The 22,047-nt window shown below is 71.0% G+C and carries 25 protein-coding genes and 1 riboswitch; of the genes, 17 read left to right on the forward strand and 8 right to left on the reverse strand.

The window, feature by feature from the left end:
- Positions 1-87: 87 nt before the first annotated feature.
- Entirely contained in the window at positions 88-1,161 is a 1,074-nt protein-coding gene (locus ABD366_RS31050; protein WP_458860728.1) for a FecCD family ABC transporter permease, read from the reverse strand.
- A gap of 104 nt (positions 1,162-1,265) precedes the next feature.
- Positions 1,266-1,386: riboswitch (cobalamin riboswitch) on the reverse strand.
- 113 nt (positions 1,387-1,499) lie between these two features.
- Here ABD366_RS31050 and ABD366_RS31055 point away from each other — a divergent pair.
- Both ABD366_RS31055 and ABD366_RS31060 read left to right on the forward strand, forming a co-directional pair.
- Positions 1,500-2,510, forward strand: a complete 1,011-nt coding sequence (locus ABD366_RS31055) for an SPFH domain-containing protein (RefSeq protein WP_344442887.1) — start codon at positions 1,500-1,502, stop codon at positions 2,508-2,510.
- On the forward strand, positions 2,507-3,406 hold the full coding sequence (locus tag ABD366_RS31060; RefSeq protein ID WP_324767994.1) for an NAD(+)/NADH kinase: 900 nt from the start codon (positions 2,507-2,509) through the stop codon (positions 3,404-3,406). The genes ABD366_RS31055 and ABD366_RS31060 overlap by 4 nt, the downstream gene beginning before the upstream one ends.
- A gap of 27 nt (positions 3,407-3,433) precedes the next feature.
- Here the strand turns inward: ABD366_RS31060 and ABD366_RS31065 are convergent, their stop codons facing one another.
- The gene (locus ABD366_RS31065; RefSeq protein WP_324767995.1) at positions 3,434-4,351 is read right to left on the reverse strand and encodes a pyridoxamine 5'-phosphate oxidase family protein; all 918 of its coding nucleotides are present in this window, start codon (positions 4,349-4,351) and stop codon (positions 3,434-3,436) included.
- A gap of 79 nt (positions 4,352-4,430) precedes the next feature.
- Positions 4,431-4,895: a VOC family protein gene (locus tag ABD366_RS31070; protein ID WP_324767996.1), complete on the reverse strand. Its 465-nt coding sequence runs from the start codon at positions 4,893-4,895 to the stop codon at positions 4,431-4,433.
- Between the two features lie 160 nt (positions 4,896-5,055).
- Here ABD366_RS31070 and ABD366_RS31075 point away from each other — a divergent pair, with 160 nt between their 5' ends.
- The 5 genes from ABD366_RS31075 to ABD366_RS31095 all read left to right on the forward strand — a co-directional run bounded on the left by ABD366_RS31075 (position 5,056) and on the right by ABD366_RS31095 (position 8,974).
- Positions 5,056-5,640, forward strand: coding sequence for a CGNR zinc finger domain-containing protein (locus ABD366_RS31075; protein ID WP_324767997.1), 585 nt, complete (start codon positions 5,056-5,058; stop codon positions 5,638-5,640).
- 109 nt (positions 5,641-5,749) lie between these two features.
- Positions 5,750-6,619, forward strand: coding sequence for a nucleic acid/nucleotide deaminase domain-containing protein (locus ABD366_RS31080; protein WP_324767998.1), 870 nt, complete (start codon positions 5,750-5,752; stop codon positions 6,617-6,619).
- Positions 6,620-6,646: 27 nt separating this feature from the next.
- Positions 6,647-6,865 (forward strand): WXG100-like domain-containing protein, encoded by a 219-nt coding sequence (locus ABD366_RS31085; RefSeq protein WP_486388820.1) that lies wholly within the window; start codon positions 6,647-6,649, stop codon positions 6,863-6,865.
- A complete protein-coding gene (locus tag ABD366_RS31090; RefSeq protein WP_324768001.1) occupies positions 6,866-8,311 on the forward strand; it encodes a nucleic acid/nucleotide deaminase domain-containing protein in 1,446 nt (481 codons plus the stop codon). It begins immediately after the preceding gene.
- A 45-nt stretch (positions 8,312-8,356) separates the two neighbouring features.
- On the forward strand, positions 8,357-8,974 hold the full coding sequence (locus tag ABD366_RS31095; RefSeq protein ID WP_324768002.1) for an SUKH-4 family immunity protein: 618 nt from the start codon (positions 8,357-8,359) through the stop codon (positions 8,972-8,974).
- Between the two features lie 46 nt (positions 8,975-9,020).
- Here the strand turns inward: ABD366_RS31095 and ABD366_RS31100 are convergent, their stop codons facing one another.
- Together ABD366_RS31100 and ABD366_RS31105 are read right to left on the reverse strand one after the other, a co-directional pair.
- Complete coding sequence (locus ABD366_RS31100; RefSeq protein WP_324768003.1) at positions 9,021-9,383, reverse strand: DoxX family protein; 363 nt, start codon at positions 9,381-9,383, stop codon at positions 9,021-9,023.
- Positions 9,384-9,421: 38 nt separating this feature from the next.
- On the reverse strand, positions 9,422-9,970 hold the full coding sequence (locus ABD366_RS31105) for a cupin domain-containing protein (protein WP_324768004.1): 549 nt from the start codon (positions 9,968-9,970) through the stop codon (positions 9,422-9,424).
- A gap of 81 nt (positions 9,971-10,051) precedes the next feature.
- Between ABD366_RS31105 and ABD366_RS31110 the strand changes: the two genes are divergently transcribed.
- Positions 10,052-10,903: a LysR family transcriptional regulator gene (locus ABD366_RS31110; RefSeq protein ID WP_324768005.1), complete on the forward strand. Its 852-nt coding sequence runs from the start codon at positions 10,052-10,054 to the stop codon at positions 10,901-10,903.
- Between the two features lie 66 nt (positions 10,904-10,969).
- Here ABD366_RS31110 and ABD366_RS31115 read toward each other — a convergent pair whose 3' ends face one another.
- Positions 10,970-11,521: a hypothetical protein gene (locus tag ABD366_RS31115; protein ID WP_324768006.1), complete on the reverse strand. Its 552-nt coding sequence runs from the start codon at positions 11,519-11,521 to the stop codon at positions 10,970-10,972.
- 211 nt (positions 11,522-11,732) lie between these two features.
- Here ABD366_RS31115 and ABD366_RS31120 point away from each other — a divergent pair, with 211 nt between their 5' ends.
- The 9 genes from ABD366_RS31120 (at position 11,733) to ABD366_RS31160 (ending at position 17,731) form a co-directional block, all read left to right on the forward strand.
- Complete coding sequence (locus tag ABD366_RS31120) at positions 11,733-12,272, forward strand: RNA polymerase sigma factor (protein WP_324768007.1); 540 nt, start codon at positions 11,733-11,735, stop codon at positions 12,270-12,272.
- Positions 12,269-13,069, forward strand: a complete 801-nt coding sequence (locus tag ABD366_RS31125) for a hypothetical protein (protein ID WP_324768008.1) — start codon at positions 12,269-12,271, stop codon at positions 13,067-13,069. The genes ABD366_RS31120 and ABD366_RS31125 overlap by 4 nt, the downstream gene beginning before the upstream one ends.
- 23 nt (positions 13,070-13,092) lie before the next feature.
- Complete coding sequence (locus tag ABD366_RS31130; protein WP_324768010.1) at positions 13,093-13,887, forward strand: ABC transporter ATP-binding protein; 795 nt, start codon at positions 13,093-13,095, stop codon at positions 13,885-13,887.
- Entirely contained in the window at positions 13,884-15,191 is a 1,308-nt protein-coding gene (locus ABD366_RS31135) for a hypothetical protein (protein WP_324768011.1), read from the forward strand. Before ABD366_RS31130 ends, ABD366_RS31135 begins: the two co-directional genes overlap by 4 nt.
- On the forward strand, positions 15,188-15,766 hold the full coding sequence (locus ABD366_RS31140; protein WP_324768012.1) for a hypothetical protein: 579 nt from the start codon (positions 15,188-15,190) through the stop codon (positions 15,764-15,766). Before ABD366_RS31135 ends, ABD366_RS31140 begins: the two co-directional genes overlap by 4 nt.
- Positions 15,767-15,848: 82 nt before the next feature.
- A complete protein-coding gene (locus ABD366_RS31145) occupies positions 15,849-16,331 on the forward strand; it encodes a MarR family winged helix-turn-helix transcriptional regulator (protein WP_324768013.1) in 483 nt (160 codons plus the stop codon).
- Between the two features lie 26 nt (positions 16,332-16,357).
- A complete protein-coding gene (locus tag ABD366_RS31150) occupies positions 16,358-16,549 on the forward strand; it encodes a hypothetical protein (RefSeq protein ID WP_324768014.1) in 192 nt (63 codons plus the stop codon).
- A gap of 53 nt (positions 16,550-16,602) precedes the next feature.
- On the forward strand, positions 16,603-17,265 hold the full coding sequence (locus ABD366_RS31155; protein ID WP_324768015.1) for a nitroreductase: 663 nt from the start codon (positions 16,603-16,605) through the stop codon (positions 17,263-17,265).
- A 124-nt stretch (positions 17,266-17,389) separates the two neighbouring features.
- Positions 17,390-17,731, forward strand: a complete 342-nt coding sequence (locus tag ABD366_RS31160) for a hypothetical protein (RefSeq protein WP_324768016.1) — start codon at positions 17,390-17,392, stop codon at positions 17,729-17,731.
- A gap of 176 nt (positions 17,732-17,907) precedes the next feature.
- Here the strand turns inward: ABD366_RS31160 and ABD366_RS31165 are convergent, their stop codons facing one another.
- Both ABD366_RS31165 and ABD366_RS31170 read right to left on the reverse strand, forming a co-directional pair.
- Positions 17,908-19,110, reverse strand: coding sequence for an NAD(P)/FAD-dependent oxidoreductase (locus tag ABD366_RS31165; RefSeq protein ID WP_324768017.1), 1,203 nt, complete (start codon positions 19,108-19,110; stop codon positions 17,908-17,910).
- A 114-nt stretch (positions 19,111-19,224) separates the two neighbouring features.
- On the reverse strand, positions 19,225-22,035 hold the full coding sequence (locus ABD366_RS31170; protein ID WP_324768018.1) for a LuxR family transcriptional regulator: 2,811 nt from the start codon (positions 22,033-22,035) through the stop codon (positions 19,225-19,227).
- Positions 22,036-22,047 lie beyond the last annotated feature (12 nt).

The raw sequence follows: 22,047 nt of genomic DNA on the forward strand, positions 1-22,047 counted from the left end.
CTTCCTCTCAAGCCGGACTTCGGTACGTGTACGGGGCAGGTGATGCGGCGCGCGAACTCGGCGGCCGTGAACTCGGCGGCCGTGCATTCAGCGGCCCGTGAGCGCGAGTCCGCCGCGCCTCATGAGCAGCAGGAACGCGGGTACGCCGAGGGCGGCCGTGATCACGCCCACGGGAAGTTCCGTCGGCGCGAGCAGCATCCGCGACAGCACGTCGGCCCACACGAGGAGCACGGCCCCGGCGAACGGCGCGACCGCGAGCACCCGCGCGTGCGAGGCGCCCACGAGCATGCGCACGAGGTGGGGAACCATCAGCCCGACGAAACCGATCGCCCCGCTCACCGCGACGACCGTGCCCGTCACGGCCGCCGTCACGACGAACAGTTCACGCCGCAGCCGGTCGGGCGGCACGCCCAGCGCCGCCGCCGTCTCGTCCCCCATCGACAGCGCGTCCAGCGAGCCGGCCCGCAGCCGGAGCCACAGCCAGCCCGCGAGTACCGTCACGGCGGCGAGCGGCACCTTCGGCCAGGTCGCCCCGCCCAGGCTGCCGAGCAGCCACATCATCGCCGCGCGAGCTGCCTCACCCCGCTCGGCGCCGAAGACCATGACGGTCGTGACCGCCTGGAACCCGTAGGCGAGCGCGGTACCGGTCAGGACGAGCCGCAGCGGGCTGAGCCCGAGCGGGGACCGGGCCACCACGTAGACGACGAGAGTCGCGACGAGTGCGGACAGGAAGGCGGAGAGGGACAGCGCCCATACGCCGAGAGAGGCGAGGGCGCCGAACAGGATGACCGCGTTGGCGCCGACGGCGGCGCCCGAGGAGATGCCGAGGACGAAGGGATCGGCGAGGGCGTTGCGCACCAGCGCCTGTACCGCGACGCCGACCGCGGCGAGTCCGGCGCCCACCACGGCCGCGAGCACGACACGGGGGAAGCGGATCTCCCACACGATGGTGTACGCCGCGGCGTCGTCGGGAGCGAGACTCCCTCCGCTCAGGCCCGCCCACATGAGCCGCAGTACGTGCCCCCAGCCCATGCCCGTGGCTCCGAGTGCGACGCCGCAGGCGAGCGAGACGAGCAGGACGAGTGCGAGCCCGACGGCCAGTGGGGTGGTGGGTATGCGCCCGCGAGTGACACCCGCGGGGGCGGAGAGAGCGGTGGTCAAGGCGGGCGCACATCCTGCGGGCTGTGCCGCCGGCGGAACGTGCAGGGTGCCGGCAGGGCCCGGAGGCTCTGGGGTCCCTGCTCGCAGTCCACGGCGAGCGGTTGACGGGTTGCACGCCTGCCGTGGGTGATCGGACTTGGCGTGGCTCTGGACGAGCCACGTACACCGTTGCGGGACAGCGCCGGATTCGCACCGGCTTCCCCCACGGGAGGCATGCGCAGCGTAGCAAGCCGGAGTTGAGGGCTGCGGCCGGTGCTCGGCCACGACTTCTTGTCGTCCCCTTGACGACAAGAAGGCTCCTATTTAAAGTCATGATGACTCTAATCGAGGGGGTTCCCATGGCCGACATCACCAAGCGCTTCGGCTGGCGTCATCTGCGGACGGCGCCCACGTCCCACGTACGGCACCACCGCTCGGGGCGGCTCGCGCACGACGGTTCGGGGCTGAGCTTCTGGTTCCGTCCCCTGACGGCCGCGTTGTCGGAAGTGCCGGTGGACGACCGGGAGTTGGCGATGACCTTCCACGCCCGCACCGCCGATTTCCAGGACGTCGCCGTGCAGGCCACGGTCACGTACCGGATCGCCGATCCCGCCGTCGCGGCCGAGCGCCTCGACTTCTCCGTGGACCCGGACACGGGCGTGTGGCGCGGCGCCCCTCTGGAGCAGCTCGCCACGCTCCTGACCGAGAGCGCCCAGCAGCACGCCCTCGAAGTGCTCGCCCGCACCCCGCTGGCCGCTGCCCTCGCCGACGGCGTGCCCGCGGTGCGCGAGCGCGTCACCCAGGGCCTGGGCGAGGAGCCGCGGCTGCCCGCCACCGGCATCGAGATCGTCGCGGTACGGGTCATGGCGGTGCGCCCCGAACCGGAGGTGGAGCGCGCGCTGCGCACCCCCGCCCGCGAACTCATCCAGCAGGAGGCGGACCGCGCCACCTACGAGCGGCGCGCGGTCGCCGTGGAGCGCGAGCGCGCCATCGCCGAGAACGAACTGGCCAGCCAGATCGAACTGGCCCGGCGCGAGGAGCAGTTGGTCGAGCAGCGCGGTGCCAACAGCCGGCGCGAGGCCGAGGAGAAGGCGGCCGCCGACGCGGTACGGGTCGGCGCGGAGGCCGACCGGGCCGTCCGGCTCGCCCGCGCGGAGGCCGAGGGCGCCCGTGAGGTCGGCGAGGCCAGGGCCCAGGCACAGGCGGCCTGGCTGCGCGTGCACGGCGAGGCCGACGTGGCGACCCTGCACGCCCTGACCGGCACCCGGCTGGCCGAGAACCTGCCCCGCATCGACAGCGTCACCGTCTCCCCGGACGTGCTGACCGGGCTGCTCGCGCGCTTCGGGGCACAGCAGGAGCCGGGAGCATGAGCCTCGCGCCCCGCGCCGTCCTGGTCCATCGCACCACGGAGTACGAGGAGTTGGTCGCCCGGCACGGCACGCACGGGCAGGCCGCCTTCTTCCTCTCCTCGCGGGGCCGCTCCATCGACGAGGTCGTCGAACGGCACCACCGGGCCCGGCGCGCGCTCGCGCAGGTGTCGGCCGCGGTGCCGCTGAACTGGCGGCGCGCGCAGGTGGAGCGGGCGGATCTGGACCGCTTCCTGTTCGGTCCGCAGGACGCCGTGGTGGTGGTCGGGCAGGACGGGCTCGTGGCCAACGTCGCGCAGTACGCCGGGGATCAGCCGGTGCTCGGGGTCGACGCCGACCCCGGCCGCAACCCGGGCGTCCTGGTGCGCCACCGCCCGGAGGCCGTGGCCCGGCTGCTGCCCGCCGCCTTCTCCGCGTCGGCCGGCGCGGACGAGCTGACCATGGTCGAGGCCGTCACCGACGACAGTCAGCGTCTGGTGGCGCTCAACGAGATCTATGTCGGTGCGGCAGGCCACCGCACCGCCCGCTACCGCCTGGGCCTCGACGACGACAGGGGTGCCGTCGAGGCCCAGGCCTCCTCCGGGGTGTTGATCGGGACGGGAACCGGCGCCACCGGCTGGCTGCGGTCGGTGTGGCAGGAGCGCGCCGCGCAACCGCGGCTGCCGGGGCCGACGGACGACCGGCTCGCCTGGTTCGTACGGGAAGCGTGGCCGTCGCCTGTCACCGGGACGCAACTGAACGCGGGTGAACTCACCGCCGGCGCACGGCTGTCGGTGACCGTGGAGTCCGAGCGGCTAGTCGCCTTCGGGGACGGCATGGAGAGCGACGCGATCGAGCTGACCTGGGGCCAGACGATCCGCCTCGGCCTGTGCCCCACGAAGCTGCGGCTCATCGGCTGAAGGCGCACGCGGACCCGGAGCGTGCGGTCATGCCGTGCTTCCTTCAAGGGACACAGGGGGGTTGAAGCGGGAGAACTCCGGGGCGCTCCAGCGCAGGGGCGAGGCATGGTCGACGCGAACGGCCCGCTCGACGGTGAAGTCGACGACGCGCTGGGCCCCGGGCAGGGCTGCCGCGCGGTCCGGGTCCCAGTCCACGGTGGCCGTACCGGTGAGGTGGAGCAGGGTGCCCGTCGCCCAGTCGGGGAGCAGCAGGCCCGCCTTGGGATTGACCTCGAGGTTGCCGAGAGTGTTGAACATCGAGTTGCCGAGGTAGTCCGGCCAGCGCAGATGGGTCGGATCCACGGCGGTGAGAAAACCGGGGTGACCGCCGCGGTGGGAGGCGTCCGCGTTGCCCTCGAGGTCCGCCGTGGCGACGAAGAAGGTGTCCGTCGCATGGACGAACGCCATGTCCTCGGAGGTGAGTTCGCCGGCGTGCCGAGGCCGGCCGGGTGTGGCCGACTGCCATCGCGGCTCCCGTTTCTGGATGTACTTCGGGCAGTTGGCGTAGACCTGCTGAAGTTCGATGTCCAGCGTGTTCTCCGCGGTGCGGTGTGCGGTGCCGTTCATCCGCATGCGGCGTCGGGTGCCGGGGTCGATGGCGATCACGCCGACGCGGGCCGTGCCGGCGAGCGCCGCATGGAGGGGGTCGTACGGTCCAGGCGCGGCCCGCACGGTCAGCGACGAGGGGCCGGTGACGGTGATGAAGCCGGCCTCGCCGGTCAGGACCGAGGCCCAGAGGTCACCGCGGCTGTCGGCCGCCCCGATGACGATCATGGGCTGCGCCGCCAGGAACAGTCGGGCCGCGTCGGGGATGTCGGTTCTGACGATCGCGGCGACAGTGCCGGCCGCGTGACGCGAACCTGCCCGCTCCTGCACCGCCAGTTCGCCGTCGTGGTAGATGGCCATGATCTGCCTCGCTTTCTCACACGTCCGGTCGGGGGCGCGGTACGGGAGGTGTGCCGGGCATGACTCGCGGTCCAGCGGTCTAGAAGAAGCCGCAGGTGGGTTCGGCCCCGGCCGGGGCGGGTGCGCCTTCCGCGCCGGAGGGGACGTAGACCTCCAGGCGGATGCCGTCGGGGTCGTGGAAGAAGATCCCGCCGGACGCGGCGCCCTCGGCGTGCGCGACGACCCCGTCGTGGGCGAACTCGGCTCCGAGTTCGCGCAGCACGGCTTCCGTCGCGGCGAGGTCGGCTAGCGACTCGACCTGGAAGGAGAGGTGATGCAGGCCCGCCGCTGCGGTGGCGAACCCTCCCTCGCTCTGCTGCCACAGGGTGACGACGATCTCGCCGTCGCGGCCGAGGAAGGCCCAGCGCCGGTCGTCCGACGTGCCCTCGGCCAGGGTCTCGAAGCCGAAGGCCTTGGAGTAGAAGGGCAGCGACCGGTCGAGGTCGGTGACGCTGAGGCCGACGTGGCCCGTCCGGAGTGCGAGAGGGGCGGTGGAGGTGGTCATGCGGGGTCCTTCCGGAGAGCCGGCACCGGAGGCCGATCGGCCTAACCGGTGAAATGAACTTTAGGGGTTTGGTCCTGCAGGTGCAACCGGCTAAACTGATTTAGGCGGTTGTGGGTCGATCATGTGATGCCATGGACGCCGACACGAAGGGGCGCAGAGCATGAGCACACATCCCGTCCAGGCCGCCGGTGCGGACCCCCGCCCCCTCCTCGGGGAGCCCCTGCCGCTCGACCTGCTGAACACACGCTGGGTCGACGACGACGGCGCTCATGACCTGCTGGAACACCCCGACGGGCTCACGATCTGGCTCACCTCGGCCGGCCTCGCGGGGACCGCGCCGGACACCCGCGAGACGCTGGACGCGCTCCTGGTCACCCGGGACGCCCTCAGCGCGCTCACGCGGAGCGAGGGGCCCGACCCGGACCGGGCGCGGCAGATGCTCAACGAGACGCTCGGCCACGGAAGGATCCGCCGCCTCCTCGGGCCCGCGGGACCGGAGACCGTCATCGAGACCGACACCCCCGGCTGGCTCGCGGCCTGGCGCGCCGCCGAGCACTACCTGCGGCTGCTCGACGAAGGCCCTGCCCGCATCCGCGAGTGCGCCAACCCCGTGTGCGTCCTGCGGTTCTACGACATCTCCAAGAACGGCGGCCGCCGTTGGTGCTCGATGGCCGCCTGCGGCAACCGGGCCAAGTCCCGCCGCCACTACGCCCGGCACCAGGAACAGTCCCCGCCGCAGGGATAGTCCGGGGTGCCGTACCGGCCTCGTCCCGGATTCGTCACGGCCCTCTCCGGCCCCGCCCGGCCTGCACATACGGTGGAGCCCGTAAATTCGCCACCTCGAGAGGTTTCTGATGCCCGAGCTCCCCTCGGATCCCGCCGTCGCCCAGTTCGGACCGCAGGGGCTGCGCCGCATCAGCGTGCCTGCCTCGTACGGAACCGTGCCCGCCTCGGCCCGCACCCACCTCGCGCAGGTCGGTGTGCCGCTGCACGTCGGCCCGTACTTCATCGCGGCGGACGACACCGACGGGCCCACCCTCGGCATGTACACCGGACACCGCGGCGTCACGCTGGACGGCGACTGGGCGGAGTGGGTGCGGATCGGCACCGACCGGCTCGCGAGCCTGTGTGTCCGCACCGACGGCTCTGTACAGGCACTCTTCCTCGGCCGCGGCGAAGCCGCCCTGTTCGTCAACTCGGATATCGCCGCCTTCACCCACTGCGCCGCCGCCCTGGACCGCGCCCTCCCCGAGATCGCCGCGTCCGACGGACTCCAGGCCGCCGCCGAGGCGTTCGGCGCGCTGGTCCAGGAGATCCGGCAGATCGACCCGGAGGCCGTCGCCGACCGGGAGAACTGGTGGTCGCGGGTGCTCGACGACGTCCGTCACACCCTCAACTTCCCCTTCTCGTCGGCCTTCGAGTACGTCGGCAAGGACGGCGCGAAGCAGATCGTCACAGCCCAGGCCGGTCCCGGCCGGATGCACCCCGAGGAGCAGCTGTGGCAGCAGCTCTCCTCCACCGGGGTGGAGCCCGAGCAGGTCCGCCGCGTCTACTGCGAACTCGAACCGTGCATGATGCCGGGCCACTACTGCTCCGCCTGGCTCCAGGCCGTCCTCCCGCACGCCGAGTTCACGCACAGCTTCGACTACGGCGACACCGCGGAGTCCCGCGAAGAAGGCCTCAAGGAACTCATCACCCACGCCGCGCAGCAGGACCGTCAGTGACCGCCCGAACACCGCATCGACGAGGCACTGGACCTCATCGGGGTCAACTGGCCCAACGTCGACGAGGACGACTACTTCGAGATGGCGACGTCCCTGCGGGACTTCGCCGAGCAGTTCGAGGGCCGCGGCGGTGACGCGGACAAGGCCGTGACCCGGATTCTCAACTCCTCCGAGGGCTGGGCCGTCGAGTCCATGCAGAAGCACTGGTCGCACGTGAAGACCGGGCACCTGGACAAGATCCCGTAGGTGACGCGGCTGTTCGCGACCGCCTGCGACGGGGTCGGTGAGATCATCCGCGGCCTGAAGGTCAAGGCGGGCATCGAACTCGGTGTGCTCGCCGCCACCATCGTCGCCGAACTGGCCGCCGCCCCCTTCACCCTGGGGCTCTCCGCCGCGGCCGCCGCCGGTGAGATCGCGCTGATGCGCACCGTCGTGAAGCGGCTCATCGACGAGGCGGTCGAGCAGATCGTCGACGCGCTCATCACGAAGGTCACCGAGCCCGTCACCGGCAAACTCGCCGAACTCGTCTCGGACATGACCCTCGACCTGGCCGAGGGCGCCTTCAACCCCGGTGACAAGCCGGGTGGTGGCATGCACCTGGCCTCCGCGGGCGACGAGGCCGGCGGCTCCGGCCCCGGCGGCGCCGGCAAGAGGACGGTCATAGACCACCTCGAGTTCGAGGACGGCGCAGGCAAGGTCTCCCGGCACGGCACCGACCTGGGCAGCCAGTCCGGGATCCACCTCGGCAAGTCCAAGGGCGCCTTCGGCAAGACCAAGGGCAAGGACGCGGTGACCGAGTCCTTCGACAGCATCCTGGAGGGTGCGATCGACGGTCTGGAGAAGGCGTCGTTGAAGGTGACCAAGCACGTCACCGAGACCGTGCCGGACCGCGTGAAGGCAGCCTCCCGCCACCAGAAGCGCAAGGACCGCGGCGTGGGCGACGACGCCGAGCGGGTCGACGTCAAGAAGGTCAAGCGCGACGAAGGTACGCCCATGTACCTGCTCAGCGACGACGGTTCGATCAAGCAGCTGCATCACAACGGAACGACCAGCCCGGTCCCCTCCACCGACAAGTCCGGAGTCAACGACGTACTCGGTGACAAGGCCTGGTACCCGTGGAACAACACGGACAAGCAGAGCAAGATCAAGAACAAGAAGGGCGCCAAGAACGCAAAGGTCACGTCCACGAAGGTCGCCCCCGGCAAGACCGAACTGGCCCGCGCGGCCCAGCTCGGCCGCTACACCAACCGCACCGAGGGCCGCCCCTACGTCCCCGGAGGCAACTACGCCTCAGCCATGTACGACGACGGCAAGGGGAAGAAGTTCATCCTGGTCGGTGCCAGCGGCAAGGCCCGCTCCGAACGCTCCATCGGGCACCCGCTGATCAAGAAGGGGTATCAGGACCACGTCAGCGAGCTCTATGCGGAACGTGAGCCCTGCCAGAAGAATCCGAAATGCGACAAGTATCTGGCGAAGGCGTTCCCCGACCACCTGGACGTCACGCACAGCCAGAAGTACGACCAGCACGAGAAGAACCCCGACGGCACCGATGTCAGCGATTACAAGAAGGACCGCGAACACCGCGCCTACATCAAGTGGCTGCATGCCGAATGGGACAAGAAGGGGGTCGAGGGCGGGCGCACTGATACCGTGATGGACCTCTCTCCCTCGGACAACAAGTTCGTCCCCTAGAAGTCCCGCGGCGCGTATGCCGCCGCTGAGTTCGGAGTTCCGGCAGTGCTTTTCGACGTCACCCGCGGCGAACTCGTCGACATCTTCGGCGAGGACCGTCTCGTGACCTTGCCCGCCACCGCCTTCCCGCCCACCGCGGCGGACACGGAGGGCGCCCGTCGTCTGCAGACCGTCGGGGTCCCCACGGGGACGCTGCTGCTGCGTGAGCCCGATGAGGAGACCGGGCGGCTGCCGCTCGTCCAGGACGTCGTCGACACCGAGGACTTCGAGGACGCCCCGGGGGACGCCGGCGGATGGCCCGTCATCGGCTGGCTGCTCAACGACCACCTCGCCCTCGACCCCGCCTCCGGCAAGGTGTACGCCTTCGACGACGACGAGGAGACCGTGCAGGAACTGCACACGGACGTCTCCTCCCTCGTCCAGGTCACCGTCCGGTTCCAGCGCCTGCTGGAGGAGTTCACCTTCAACGGCGACGAGGACGACGAGGAAGCCGAGTTCGAGCGGCTGGCGGGTGAGGTGGAGCGGATCGCCGAGGAGACGACCGGCGTCGACCCGCTCCCGTTCCAGGACGACGAGACGATCTGGTCGGTGGTGGGCGAGGAGATCGCCGCGGGCCGGCGTTTCGAGAGCGACAGCCCGGGGGCGCGCTCGCTCTACGGGTGACCCGCCGGATTCCCGCCGGACCTCAGAGCCGGGTTCCCGCCGGACCTCAGAGCTGGGTGGCGGCCGACCAGAGAGTCACTGCCGCGAGGGCGGTGAGCGCGATGTTGAGGGCGATCCGGCGGTCCTCGCCGGTCAGATGAACGGCGATCGCGCCCAGTTGCAGGAGGACGAATCCGGCGGCAGCGGCAGCCGCCAGCCAGGGTGCGATGCCCGTCAGCGGGGGCAGGACCAGGCCGGCGGCGCCGAGTATCTCGACGAGGCCCAGTGCCCTGGTGGCGGGCAGCGGCAGGCGGTCGACCCAGGCCATCATCGGCCGGAGCTGATCGCGGCTGCGGATCACTTTCAGGACGCCCGAGTACAGGTAGAAGAGGGCGAGCAGTCCCGCGAGGACCCAATAGGCGATGTTCATGGTTCCCGTTCGTGGAGCTTGGCCCGGGCCGGGTGGCTTCAGGCGAGGTCGGAGGCGGGCTCGGTCGCATAGCGGCCCATGGCGTCGATGTTGGCCTGCGGCGACAGCGGCCGGCCCTCGGCGAGCACCTGTTGCAGGTCCCGGAAGTACTGCACGTAGAAATCCGGCGTGAAGGTGCTGAGCATGACGGCGGGCTCGTCCGTCGGGTTGGCAAAGGTGTGCGGAGTACCCGGCGGAACCATCACGAGCGTGCCCGTGGTGGCGTCGTGCTCCTCCTCTCCGACGGTGAAGCGGACCGTGCCGGACAGGATGTAGAACCCTTCGTCGTGTTCGGCGTGGCGGTGCTGCGGCGGTCCCTGGGTGTGCGGGGCGAGGACGGACTCGGCGATGGCGAGGCGGTGCCCGGTGCGGCTGCCGTCCTCCAGGACGCGCATACGTGTGGTGCCCAGCACGATCGTCTCCCCGGCGCCGGGGCCCACCACCGAGACGGCGGGGCCGGTCCGCGGATCGCCGCCCTTCGCCTCTACGCCGCTCGCCACTTCTGCTCTGCTCTGCACTTCTTCGGTACTCTTCGCCTCTTCGGTCATGTCCACGAGTCCACCGCCGCGACCACGCCCCTGTCCAAGACTTGTCCCACAGCGCCGATACCTCATGGGTATCGTTGCAGCGTGGAGCTACGAACCCTGCGCTACTTCATGGCTGTCGCCGAAGAACTGCACTTCGGCCGGGCCGCCAACCGGCTGCACATGAGCCAGCCGCCGCTGAGCCGGGCGATCAAGCAGCTGGAGGCCGACGTCGGGGCCCTGCTCTTCATCCGCGCCCCCACCGGCGTCACGCTCACCGCGGTGGGCACCGTGCTGTTCGAGGAGGCGCGGGCGCTGCTCGACCACGCCGACCGCGTCCGGATACGTGTGAGCGCGGCGGCCGGTGCCTCGACCATCACCGTCGGCATCCTGGGCGACGCCACCGACCCGGGTGTGTTCAGGCTGGCCGCCGCCTTCCGCCGCAGCCACCCCGGCATCGACATCCGCATCCGCGACGCCGACCTGACCGATCCGACGTGCGGGCTGCGGGCCCAACTCGTCGACGTCGCACTGACCAGGGCGCCGTTCGACGAGACCGCCCTGACGGTGCGGGCGCTGCGCACCGACCCCGTCGGCGTCGTCCTGCGGGCCGACGACCCGCTGGCCCGTCAAGGCCGGTTGCGGCTGGCCGAGTTGAGCGACCGCCGCTGGTTCCAGTTCCCGCAGGGCACCGACCCCGTCTGGCAGTCGTACTGGAACGGCGGCAGACCGCGCGAGGGGCCGGTGGTGCGCGCCGTCCAGGAATGTCTGCAAGCCGTGCTCTGGAACGGCACGATCGGCCTGGCCCCGCTCGGACACGACCTGCCCGCGGAGTTCGCCCTGGTACCGCTGACCGACATGGCGCCGAGCCGGGTGGTGGCGGTGTGGAACGAAGGGGACACCAACCCGTTGATCCGCTCGTTCGTCGAGACGGCTACAGCCGCGTACGGCCACTGAGCAACGGCTGCCTCCAGACTCGGCCGTCATCAACGGGACACCTCCTTGCGGGCCCCGCTCCCGCGCTCAGCAGCTCGCCTCGCCGCTGTGCACGTAGGAGTCGACATTGACCGAGTAGCCGGCTCCGGAGGGGAGGTCGGGGCGGCTCCCGTCGCCGTCCTCGGCACGGTCCTCCGCGAGGTCCTCGGCGAGGTCCTTCGCGAGGTCCTCCGCGGTCAGGAAGGCGACTCGCAGGGACATCTCCTCCTTGACGAAGCACAGGTCACCGGACGAGCCCCCGGGGTCCGGATCCCATCCGTCTCGCTTCGCCACCGTCCGGTAATGCGCGGCGACTTCGGCCCGCGTACCGGGGGAGACGTAGGTCCGGCCGGCGTACAGCGAGACATCGCCGCTGTCCGCCCAGCAGCCGGCGTCGACCTTTTCGGAACCTGGGGCGACGGTGGCGCCCGCGGGCCGGGAGTCGAGGATGTCGAGCGCCGCGATCTCCTTCACCCGGTCATCGGTCCCCTCGCAGTCATGGGCGAGTTCCTGCAGTCCGCAGCCTGTGAGCATGCCGGCCGCGGCCAAGGCCGCCAGGAGCAGGGATATCGGGCGGGCGATACCTGACCGTAAGAGCAAGACAGTCTCCAGGATGAAGTCCCTGGCGGAACGGGTCCGCCAGGCAGGACAGTTGTCCGTGCCGCTCTGGCGACCCGGCCCGGTTCGACCCGGGAGCCGTCATCCTCGCATCAGCCCGGCGCGGCTGACCGTTCGCGGCTGTTCGGCCTCGTGACCGACCCGCCCGAGAACCCGAATCGACGGTCGCTTCGTCTTGTTGATCGTGAAAGGCATGGCAGACCTCGACGAGGCAGAACTTGTGCGTCGCATCGCCCGCGGTGACCGGGTGGCGTTCGACGCGTTGTACCGGCGTACTTCGCCCTGGATGGCGGTGCGGCTGCGCCGCCGCTGCGCCGACGACGATGTCGTCGCCGACGTGCTCCAGGAGACCTATCTGGCCGTCTGGCGGGCGGCCGGCAGCTACGCAGGCTCCGTGACCGGAGGCAGCGCGGTCGGCTGGCTCTGGACGATCGCCGCCAACCGGCTCGTCGACGCGCTTCGCAAGCGGGCCCGCCACGAGCGGGTGCCGACCATCCCCCTGGTCGCGACGACCGCGCCCGCCGCCGAGGACGAGGTACTGGCGAACCGCGTCGACCAGGACCTCGAACAGGCGCTGCTGCGGCTGCCGGTCGAACTGCGGCAGGTGCTACAGGCGATGGTGCTCGACGGCCTGTCGGTCCGCCAGACATCAGTGCTGCTCAGCATGCCGGAGGGCACAGTGAAGACCCGCGCGCGGCGGGCCCGGATCGCGCTGCGGGAGGCGCTCTCATGACTCACCCCACCACCCTGGTGCTGGCTCGCTACGCGGACGGCGGGCACGGGCTCGACGACGCCGCGCTGTGGTCGATCGAGGTCCACCTCGACACGTGCGCGCACTGCCGTGAGCAACTGGCCGAGCACGCCGCACCCGCCACCACGGAGCTGCTCGACCGTGTCGCCCTCTCGCTCGACGAGGCGATCACAACGAGCCCGCTCCCGGCCCGGCGGCCCGCACGCACACGGACCGTGCACCGGCGCCGGCTGGTCCTGACGCTGCTGCCCTGGCTCGCGATGACCGTCGCGGTGCTGGGCTGCGGCGTGCTCCTCGACTCCGCCGAGCCGGACCTGCCCTCGCTCGTGCTGCTCCTGGCCCCGGTGGCTCCACTGCCCGGCGTCGCGGTGGCCTGGAGCCGACGCTTCGACCCGGCCGGGGAACTGATCGCCACCACACCCGCGGCCGGACTGGCCATGGTGCTGCGGCGCACGCTCGCGGTGCTCGTCGTCGTCCTGCCGGCGTTGCTGGTCGCGGGCGTGAGCACCGGAACGTCCCTGGCCCTCACCCTGCTGCCGTGCCTGGCCTTCACCGCGGCCGCCCTCGCGCTCGGCGCCTTCATCGGCGTACGGCGCGCGGCGATCGGACTCGGAGCGGCCTGGTCCGCTGCCGTTCTGCTGCCGAGCGTGGCGGCCCAGTCGCTGTCGCCGGTACTGCGGCCGGGCAGCGTCGCGGTCTGGGCGGTGGCCACCGTGGCGCTGGCCGCGGTCACCCCGCTTGTCGCCCCCTATTTCCGCCGCCTGACCAGCGGCCACTGAACCCCCACCCACAGGAGAGACTCATGCGAGCGGTGCGTACTGCCGAAACGGCCCCCACCCTTCATCCCTGGCTTGTCCACGCGGAAGGACTGCGCGTCCGGGCCGGCCGCCATCTGGCCGTCGACGGCCTCGACCTGTCGCTGCGGCCCGGCGTGCACGGAGTACTCGGCCCGAACGGCGCCGGCAAGACCACGCTGATGCGGGCGCTGTCCACCGTCGTCAAGCCGGCCGGCGGCTCGTTGACGCTGCTCGGCGCACCCGTGGAAGGCCGCGCCGACCTGCGCGCCGTGCGCCGCCGACTGGGCTATCTGCCGCAGCAGTTCGGCTTCTACCCACGGTTCAGCGTCCGCGAGTTCGTCGAGTACATGGCCTGGCTCAAGGAGATGCCCCCAACCGCCACAGCCGACGCCGTACAACGCGCGATCGACCGGGTCGGTCTCACCGCCAAGGCCGACGCCAGGATGAAGACACTGTCCGGCGGCATGCTGCGCCGGGCCGGCATCGCGCAGGCCATCGTCAACGACCCCGAACTGCTGCTGCTCGACGAGCCCACCGTCGGGCTCGACCCCGAACAGCGTCTCGACTTCCGCGACTTGTTGCGTGAACTCGGCGCCGACAGCTGTGTGATGGTCTCCACCCACCTTGTCGAGGACGTCGTCGCAGCCTGCACAGACGTCATCCTCATGAACGAAGGCCGGCTCCTCTTCCAGGGCACGCCCGACGACCTGATCGCGCGCGGCGGGCAGAGCGACGCGGGCGACAGCCCCGCGGAGCGCGGCTACTCCGCACTCCTTCGCCGACACCGGAGCAACGCATGAACCGTATCCTCGGCATCGAACTGCGACGGTCGGCCGCCGCGGGCGCCGCGCTGCTGATCGTCCTCGCGGGCTCGATCGTCCTCTACGCGACCGGCGGGCGATGGTCCTCCGGGTGGATGGCGCTGGCCATGACACAGCGCGAATACCTCGCGGTCCTCGCACCTCTCGCGATGGCGGCCGGCGCCTGGCAGTCCTATCGCGAGCACCGGGCGAACGTCGCCGAACTCTTCGGCAGCGCGCCCCGCCCGCGACCGCAGCGCATCGTGCCGATCCTGGCCACGACCGCGCTGGCGGTTCTCGTCGCGTACGCGGTCACGCTCCTCGTGGCGGCGCCACGGATCGCGGGCACGGCGCGGTACCTGCCGCCTGCCGCGTTCGCCGTCGTGGCCGTCGGGCTGGTCGCGATGGTCGCCTCGGTCTGGATCGGCCTCGCCGTCGGACGTCTGGTGCCGGCGCTCGCCACCGCACCCGCGCTGGCCGTGACCGGTTTCGCACTGCTGGTCTTCGCGCCCCACGCCCTCCCGGACGGCGGAATCGCGACGGCGTTCTCCCCGATGGGGACGAGCATGTTCAGCGACTACGACACCGTCGGCGGCCGGGTCAGTCTCGCCCAGGCGCTCTGGGTGGCCGCGGTCGCGGCGGCCGGTGTCGTGCTGCTGGCCGTCCACAACCGCAGGTTCGCCCTCGCCGCGCTGCTGCCCCTGGCGATCGGGGCAACGGCCACTGCTGTGGTCGTGCCCACCGGTGACGCCTACGCCCGCGGGACGCTCGATCCAATCGCCCAGGAACTCGTGTGCGCGGACGGCTCCCCTCGGGTCTGTGTCAGCAGGGCGCACGAAGGGCTGCTGCCCGAAGTGACCCCCAGGGCCCGGCACGCGCTGGGACTCCTGTCGATAACACCGGTCGTCGAGGCACACGAGGACACCACCACCTTCTCTCCTCCCACCTCACCCGCGCCGCGCTCCGACACCGCGCTGATGACGATCACGGTCGGCAAAGACGGTCACCTCGCCAACCCGGACCGATTCGAACTCACCCTGCTCATCAACGCCTTCACCGGTCCTGTGAACTGCGAAGTCAGCCCGGACTTCGATGTCGCCACCGCCGCGGCCTACTGGCTGCTCGACCGGGAGCCGACCATCGGCCTCGACGGCCTCGCACTCGAGAACCCGGATCCCGTCACACTCTGGAAGAGCCTGCGGACACTGCCACGGGCCGAGGCCGACGCCCGGGTGACGGCCGTCCACGAGGCCGCCCAGAAGTGCCAGGACACCACCGATCTGCTGACCCGGAGCAGCCGATGAGAGGGCTGACGCTCTACGTCCGCTCGCGCCGGGCGCCGGCAGCGTTCGGCGCGGCGCTCGCGGGCACCGTCCTCGCATGGCTGCCGGCGACCGTCTTCAGTGACAGGGGCGAGGTGGGCGGCCCCGTACTCGTCCTGACGGTGCTGCTCCTCGTCGCCGTCTCCACCACCACGCTCGGTGGCCCCGACGACACCCTGGACCGCACGGCGGCGAGGCCGTGGACCTGGCTGCGGATGTCCCATCTGGCCACGGTCCTGGGATGCGTGGTGATCCTCCTGGCGGCCACGCTGCTCACCGGCACACGGTTCGGCCCGTTCGGCTGCGTCGTCCGCGACGCGGCCGGACTGCTGGGCCTGACCGCCCTGGGGGCGGTCACGGTCGGTACCGCTCGGTCGTGGTTCCTGCCCCTCGGATGGACGCTCGGCGCGGCAGCGTTCCCGGGCACGGGCACCGTGGGGGCAGTGCTGACCTGGCAGACGCAGGCGCCCGACAGCCGGCCCGCGGTGGTCGTCGCGGCCGTGCTCGCCGCCGCCGGACTCGCCGCCTACGTGAGCCGCGGCCCGCGTCGTGCCTGACCGGCGCGGCGTGCCTGACCTGCGGAAAGACTGGTATCGACTGATACGGTTGCGAATGGATCGAACGCGGTAGTGTGGCTCCATGACCCCTGACGTTCCTCGTCCGCCCGCCCACGCCACCGACCGTCCCGGGGATGAATCACCCTTCGCCCTCGGCCTGTTGCTGCGCCGGGCGCACTGGCGGGCGGCCTCCGTGATGTCCGAGGCGCTGCGACCGCTCGGCATCGAACTGCGGCATTTCGCCGTGCTGCTCGTACTGGTCAACCGCGGCCCCACGGTGCAGCGAGACCTCGCGTCGGAGACGGGGACGGACAAGGCGGGGATCATGCGAGTCGTGGACGATCTGGAGCGCAAGGGGCTGGCCGTACGCAAGGCCGTCCCGGGGGACAGGCGGGTACGGGCCGTGGAGATCACGGCCGAGGGGCGGGAACTCTTCGACGCGGCACATGTGGCGGCGGAACCGCTGGCCGACCGGCTGGCCGCCGGACTGGGCCCGGACGGCTCGAAGCAACTGACAGCTCTGCTGACGCAGATGGCTCACGCGGCTGACAGCGGCGACATGTAAGGGTCGCGCCACTGCCGGAGGCGCGCGTGAAGGAGTTGTCAGGCGGCGCGGCAGCCGCCACGGGCATCGTCGTCCCCGCCGCGTCGGGCGTGACCGATGTCGATGCGGTCGTCGCGCGCCCTTCCGGGCGTGGACCAACTGGTGATCTGCCCACCCGCAGCGGCGCTCAGGGGATGCCCATGCCCGAAGAAGGTATCGAATGTGATGGTCGCGAGTGATACTATCGACTTCGTAACGAACTCAAGTTGTGGGAAGTCGGGAGGCGAGCGACTTGGACGTCTACGAGGCGGTCAAGAGCCGCAAGGCGGTACGTGGGTTTGCCGAACAGGCCGTTCCGCGTGGGGTGTTGGAGCGTGTGCTGGAGGCGGCAGCATGGTCGCCGTCCGCCTCGAACATCCAGCCGTGGCATGCGTTCGTGGTGACCGGTGAGCCGCTGGCGACGCTCAAGAAGCGTGCCAGTGCGCGCCTGGCCGCGGGGGAGCCCTGGGACGAGGCGGAGTACCAGCAGTATCCGCCGGTGCTGAAGTCCCCCTACCAGGAGCGCCGGTCGGCGTTCGGCGAGCAGCGGTACGGCTCGCTCGGCATAGCCAGGGGCGACCTGGAGGCGCGCCACAGGGCCGCCTCCGGCAACTGGGAGTGCTTCGGGGCGCCGGCCGCCCTGTTCTGCTACATCGACCGTGACATGGGCGTGGCCCAGTGGGCCGACGTCGGCATGTATCTGCAGACCGTCATGTTGCTGCTGCGCGGCGAAGGGCTGCACAGCTGTACGCAGATGGCGTGGGCGAAGTACCACAGGACCGTCGCGGAGGTCGTGTCACCGCCGGACGAACTCATGCTCTTCTGCGGCATGTCGATCGGGTTCGAGGATGTCGGGGTGGACCACACCCGCACGGGGAGGGCGTCGCTCGCGGAGACCGTCACCTTTGTCGGCTGAGCGACTGAGCGGCGAGCGGCTCACCGGCTGACGGGCGGCGCCCACACGTGTCACAGCCACATGGGTTGTCCGGTCCTTCTCGTGTAGACGGCATCATGACATCGACACGCTGCTGGAGCACACCGTGGACGCGAGCACGGAGGCCGCACGCGGCCTGACCGATATCGAGACGTTCCTGTACCGGGAGGCTCACCTTCGGGCAGCTCGCCGTCGCGTGACGGACTTCACCGCGCGGGCGCCCGGGCTGACCGAGGAACAGAAGAGCGGTATCGAACGGTGGTACCTCGAAGAGCAGATATACGTGGCCCGGATGGTCACGGACCATATCGCCGACAGCATCAGTGTCATGGAGGAGCAGCATCGGGGCCGCTTCGGCCGATGGCTGCGCGGAACGATGATCGCGATGGCCCTGATCACGGTGGTGGCAGGGCTGTGCGTCACGGTGGTCATCGGGTCGTTGCGCTGAACGCGGGCGGGTGTGTGCCCGCTCGCAGGAGGTTGCTCAAGTTCCGTCTTGCTGTGCGGAGTTCGGGAAAGGCACGGCCATGAGCCCCGTTGATGCCGCAGAAGCGAGACCACCCGACAGGGGGCCCCGCTTCTGCGGTGTGGGACGGCGCCTCCGTAGGCCCGTGACCCGGGAGGTCAGCCCTTGGCCTGCTGGCCCGCCTGGACGAGAAGCGCCTCCGCGTCATCGGCGGGCGGGTAGATCCACAGAGTGTTGATGTTCTGCTTCATGGCCTTGGCCTCGGGACCGGTCATCTGCACGGTCCTCTCCCAGCCCGCGGTGACCACGGCACCGGCGGACCCGAGGTCCAGGCATGTGCCGTAGGGGTCGGGACCGAAAGGCACCAGGTCCGTTCCCAGCAGCTCGGCGGCCGCGTTGTAACCGGCACACTTGCCCATGGGCTGCGCGTGCTGACAGCTCTGCGTGGTGTAGTGCTCGCCCTCCACGAGAGCCGCGGCCGTGTCACCGGCGGCGTAGACATCGGGAACACCCGGCACCCGAAGGTGCTTGTCGACCGGAAGGCGGCCCAGACGGTCCCGCTCCGCCGGTATCTGCGCGGTCAGGGGGCTGGCGATCATTCCCGCCGTCCAGACCACCGTGGCCGTGGAGATCACTTCACCGTCGGACAGCCGCACCTCGTCCGGAGTCACCGAGGCGACGGTGGTCCCCAGCCGGCGCTCGATCTTCAACTCGTCGGCCACAGCGTCGACGTGCGGACGCAGCCCCGAACCGAGTTCGGGGCCGAGGACGTCGGCACGGTCGACCAGGACGATCCGTATCTCGCCCGTGCTCTCCGGGCCGGCGATCACCCGGAGCCGGCTGTGCAGTTCCGTAGCCGCTTCGAGACCGGTGAACCCGGCGCCCACCACCACGACGGTGTACCGGCCGGCGGCAGAGGACCGCCGGGGCAGCTGACGAAGGTGGTGATCCAGGGCCGTCGCCGCGGGGAGGGTGTCGATGTCGAAGACGTGCTCGACACCGGGGAAGGCAGGGCGCACCAGCCGGCTGCCGGTGGCAAGGACGAGCTTGTCGTAGGAGACCGTCTGCCGGTCACCGGTCCGGTCGACGACCTGTACGGTGCGCGCGTCGGTGTCGATGCCGGTGGCCGTCGCCGCGACCCGGTGGACACCGATGGGGCCGAGGATGCGGTCCAACGGGATCCGCTTCCGCTCGGGGTCCTTCTCGTACAGGCGGGGGCGCACCACCAGATCGTCGCCGCCGCTCACCAGGGTGACACGCAGTTCCTCACCCGCACTGTCGGCGTCACGTGCGGCTCGGACCGCGCCCGCCGCGCTCCAGACACCGGCGAAGCCTCCGCCGAGGACCACTATGTGCTTCATTCGTACTCCCGCTCTCGTTCCTCATGCGTTCCCACTGACGACCGAGAAGCAGGCCCAGTTGTGACACGGTGTCGGAAAGAGAGTCGGTTTCGTGTTCCGCCGGTCGACCACCGGTCAGCGGCCGGTGATCTCCCCGCCGACCGGCGTCGCCCGGTCCAGGAGCGCAAGGGCGGTCTTCAACTCCGTGCGTCTCTTGATGTCGAGCTTCACGAAGACCTTGCGCAGGTGGTACTCGGCGGTGTGGGCGCTGATGAAGAGCCGGGCGCCGATGTCCCGGTTGGTGAGCCCTTCGCGGGCGAGACGCGCCACGTTGAGTTCCTGGTCGGTCAGCTGCGCCGTAGCCCCCCGCGCCTGCCTGCGCGGAGTTCCACCGCTTGCGCGCAGCTTGTCGGCGGCCCGCTGGGCGAAACCGTTCAGGCCGCAGGACGACAGCACCTCGTGCGCGTCCCGCAACTGCTCGCGCGCTTCGGCGTGCCGGCCCCGGCGGTTCAACTCCTCGCCGTACAGCAGGCGGCAGCGTCCCACCATGATCGGGATCCGTTCATGCTCGAAGCGTGTGATGGCGTCCTGGTAGAGGGCGCCGGCCTTGTCCCCTTCATGCAACTGCGCCTCGGCCATGGTCAGTACGGCACTCGCCCAGTTGGTTCCCACCGGACGTGTGACACTCGCCAGCTTCTCGACCGCGTGCTCGGCGAGGGCACGTTCCCCGGTGTGCGAGGCCGCTTCCACGAGTTCGAGCAGCGAGCGCATCGCGTGATTGAGCTCGTGCGTGTACGGCAGCTCGCGGCCGGCGGCGGCCACCGCCTCGGGGAAGCGCCCCAGACCGTTGTAGAGGACGGCCTCCGAGAAGTTGGCCGCGCTGAGTCCGTACCCCTCGCCACGGGCGTGCGAATCGGCCCGGATCCGCTGCGCCCACTCCTTGGTCTCCTCGACCCGGGCCTTGTGCGCCGCCAGGAAAAGGCGCCCGTACTGCGGCATCGGATGCCCGGTGACCTCCTTGATGGCGTCGATCTCGTCGCAGGACGCCTCGACCAGGTCCACTCGGCCGTCGACGGTCTGAGCCAGCATCAGCAGGCTCAGCGCGATCGGCAGAACCGTGACGACCCCCTGCGCACGGGCCATCTCGACCTGCCGCGCGGCCAGAGCCCGCAGCGCGCGGGCGTCCCAGAGGTCCTGCGCGGCGCGGGAGGCGAACCACATCCAGTGCAGGCCGAGCGAGTCCGGCGCGTCCTCGATCAGCGCCCGCTGGGCCCGGCGCAGCGTGTCGAGCGCGGCCTCCTGCCCTCGGGCGGCCAGCAGCGCCTGGCCGCGCAGGATCAGATCGCGCGCGGTGTCGGACTCCTCCGCGGAGGTCGCCTCCAGGATCGCGTTCGAGACGGCGGTCACCTGCTCGGCATCACCGAGCCGACCGCCGTAGACGGCGGCCTGCAACGCCTCGATGTAGGTCTCGCGAGCGAGGACAGGGTCGAGCCCTTCGAGACCCTGCGCCGCGGCGAGCAGGAGCCGCGGCCCGCTGCTGTCGCGCCGCAGCGCGTAACCGGCGCGGGCTCGCAACCGGGCGACCAGCGCTTTCTGCAACGGGGTGAGGGGCAGGCCCTGCGTGTTGTCGAGCAGCCGCAGGGCCGCTTCGGGAGCGCCCGCGTCGTGCTTGGCCTCGGCGGCCGCGATCAGCCGCTCTCCGCGGCCGACCGGAGCGGGCGTGAGCTCCGCCGCCCGTTCCAGGTAGGCGCCCGCGGCGGCGGCCCCACCGCGGGTCCGCGCCCGCGCCGCGGACCGTTCGAGATCGGTGGCGACCTCGTCGTCGGGCCGCAGTGTCGCACTGGCGCGGTGCCATGCCCGGCGGTCCGGGTCGTGCTCGGCGCTGGTCGCGTCCGCCAGCGCGGCGTGCACCCGCCGCCGGTCCTCGGGCGACGCCGCCCGGTACACCGCCGACCGCACCAGGGGATGGCGGAAGCCGACACGGGTGCCGATGACGAGGGCGTCCGCGTCCTTCGCCGCGTCGAAGGCCTCCGGTCCGAGCCCGAGCGCGGCGCTGGCACGCCACAGCAGTCCGGGGTCACCGGTCGGGTCGGCAGCGGCCAGGAGCAGCAGGAGGTGGGCCGGTCCGGGCAGCGGCCGGAGCTGGGCGGTCAGGCTCTGCTCGATCCGTTTCTCCAGCGGCGCAAGACCGCTGGACGCGCCGCCGTCGGCGACCTCGGCCGGGCCCATGGCCCGGGGGAACTCGCGCAGCGCCAGCGGGTTTCCGCGCGCCTCCGCGATGATCTGGTCGCGTACCCGCTGGTCGAGACCGCTGGGGACCGCGTGTCGCAGAAGCGCGCACGAGTCGTCGTGATCCAGCCCGTCGACGACCAGTTGCCGGAGCCCGGCGAACATCTCGTCGACCTCACGCATCGCCAGCACGACGGCGACGCCCTCCGTGTCCAGCCGCCGGGCGGCGAACGCGACGGCGCGGGCGGATGCCTGGTCGAGCCACTGCGCGTCGTCGACGACGCAGAGCAGCGCCCGGTCGCCCGCCGCCTCGGTGAGCAGACCGAGCAGCGCGAGCCCGACGAGGAAGGGGTCGGGCGCGGCTGCCTGGCGCAGGCCGAACGCCGTCTCGATCGCTTCGCGTTGAGGGGCGGGCAGGTGTCCGATCGCATCCATCATGTGGCTGCACAGCTGCTGCAGTCCTGCGTAGGCCAGTTCCATCTCGGACTGCGACGCGACGATGCGCTCGACGCGGATGCCTGCCGCGGAGCGCGCGATCACGTGGTGCAGAAGCGCCGTCTTGCCCACGCCCGCCTCGCCGGAGACGACGACGGCGCCGCTGTGACCTGCGCGGGCGCCGCTCACCAGCGTGTCGAGGAGCGCCGATTCGCGATGCCGTCCTCGGAACGGCGCGGTCTCGGTCACGGCGTCCGCCTCCGTCAGGTTCCAGCGCGTCATGTCCTACGGTTC

This window comes from Streptomyces kunmingensis, assembly GCF_039533535.1.
GTDB lineage: Bacteria > Actinomycetota > Actinomycetes > Streptomycetales > Streptomycetaceae > Streptomyces > Streptomyces kunmingensis.